The 1,907-nt window shown below is 51.6% G+C and carries 3 protein-coding genes; all 3 read left to right on the forward strand.

Annotated features, from left to right (window positions below):
• Positions 1 to 609: 609 nt before the first annotated feature.
• A complete protein-coding gene (locus tag AC4PR2_RS28580) occupies positions 610 to 1,077 on the forward strand; it encodes an STY4534 family ICE replication protein (protein ID WP_060558277.1) in 468 nt (155 codons plus the stop codon).
• A 72-nt stretch (positions 1,078 to 1,149) separates the two neighbouring features.
• Positions 1,150 to 1,635: a single-stranded DNA-binding protein gene (locus AC4PR2_RS28585; protein WP_492176009.1), complete on the forward strand. Its 486-nt coding sequence runs from the start codon at positions 1,150 to 1,152 to the stop codon at positions 1,633 to 1,635.
• Positions 1,636 to 1,713: 78 nt separating this feature from the next.
• The coding region (locus tag AC4PR2_RS28590) for a DUF29 domain-containing protein (protein WP_490846219.1) at positions 1,714 to 1,907 on the forward strand (194 nt) is incomplete at its 3' end.

The following is a 1,907-nucleotide window of genomic DNA, read 5'->3' on the forward strand; positions in this document are numbered from 1 at the left end:
GGTACCCCGTAACTGCGGTGGTGGGAAAATTCTTCCATGGTTTTTTTCTGCTTCAGTTCGGTCAGCGGCCTCCACACTCAGGTTGGCTGTCAAGACGCAGGCAACTCCGTGAAAAATGCGTCGGGAGACTAGGTTCCTCCCCGGAGTTTGACAGAATTTACTGAAGGCTCAGGTACCGGCCGTGCGGCGTTGATTTTCGGATCAACGCCGTTTTTATTTTATGGTTCTCAAAACGAAATATTGCGGTTGACACTCTCGATGCTTGCATTAAAAATGAACAGGCTTACTTGTTGTCTCCGGACAACCAGCCAATGCTTCAGCACTCTGTGAGAAGCGCTTTCGGGTGAGTGCCAGCCAAAGTTTCAGCGGTCTGTGAGAAACGCCTTCGGGCGACTGCGAATATCCTCGTAGCCTGAAAGAGGAAGCCCACGTGGCGGTAACACCGTTTAGCCTTTGAGAACGGGGATCACTTAGCGGTGATGAAGGTCCATTTCACAATCAAGACAGTCTGCACTGACGTACGACTTTGCAGACTCCCGACGGGAAACACTTTCCCGTCGGGAAGGTGTATTTCTCCGTCACCGAATCTTTACTCCTGGAGAAAACATCATGTCTACCCAATCTCAGCAAGCATCTACTAAAACTGAATACTTCAACCTGACTATCAAGGGCATGGGGTACCTCAGCAACATTCGTCAAGTCAATGGCCCGAATGGCACCTTTATCAGCTGTGTCGTCAATGGACTCTCCGGTCCTACCGATAACGCCAGTTACACGCGTTTCGATGTGACGGTCGCCGGTAAAGAAGCCAGCAGCCTGATCAACCGCTGTCAAAAATCGGTTGATGAAGACAAAAAGGTCCTGATTGGTTTTGTGCTCAGCAATCCCAAGACGGACATCTTCACGCTCAACAGCGGCGAACATGCCGGTGAACAGCGCGTCAGCCTCAAAGCCCGCCTTATCAAGGTCGATTGGATCAAAATCGGTCAGGAAAAGGTATATCAGGCTGAGAAATCCGACTCTACGCCGCCTCAGCAAGGTTCCGCACAGCAACAATACGCGGAAAACTCTTTCTGATAACGCCCTTTACGCCTCGATTTTTCGGGGCGTTTTTCTCTTTCTAACTCTATTCCCTATGAGGATTTGATTATGGCGTCTCGCGGCGTAAACAAAGTCATACTTGTCGGTAACCTTGGACAGGATCCTGAAGTCCGTTACATGCCAAATGGTGGTGCGGTTGCCACCCTGTCGCTTGCGACCTCCGAGACCTGGCGTGATAAACAATCCGGCGAACAGAAAGAAAAAACCGAATGGCACCGTGTGGTGCTGTTTGGCAAACTCGCTGAAATTGCCGGCGAATACTTGCGTAAAGGTTCGCAGGTCTATATTGAAGGCGCTTTGCGCACGCGTAAATGGGCAGATCAGAGCGGCCAGGATCGCTACACTACTGAGGTAGTCATTAACGTGGGCGGCACGATGCAGATGCTGGGTGGTCGTAGTCAGACCGATAACCCGGGGCCCTCAGCGTCTGGTAGTTGGGGGCAATCTCAGCAACCGACCCACAGTGGTACACCCCCTCAGGCGCCTGCCGGCAATGAACCGCCGATGGACTTTGATGATGACATCCCATTTTGACCTGGATGGCATTCATTGACATACTGCACATAGCGTCTGCTGTGTGCAGTTTTTCTATCTACTATACCGGAGGCTCCCATGGGAACTCGTTACGATACCGACGTGGTCGCCTGGGCGAATGAACAGGCGGCGTTACTGCGTGCCGGTAAACTTAGCCAACTGGATATTGAAAATATTGCCGAGGAGATTGAGGACGTGGGCAAGAGTGAAAAGCGCGAACTGGCCAGCCGGATGGCGGTTTTACTGGCTCACCTTCTGAAGTGGCAATTTCA

This window comes from Serratia sp. A07 (genome assembly GCF_058725505.1).

Bases quoted from the DNA above. Each gene is read 5' to 3' on its own strand.
- AC4PR2_RS28585 (WP_492176009.1), top strand. From the start codon at position 1,150: ATGGCGTCTCGCGGCGTAAACAAAGTCATACTTGTCGGTAACCTTGGA.
- AC4PR2_RS28580 (WP_060558277.1), top strand. From the start codon at position 610: ATGTCTACCCAATCTCAGCAAGCATCTACTAAAACTGAATACTTCAAC.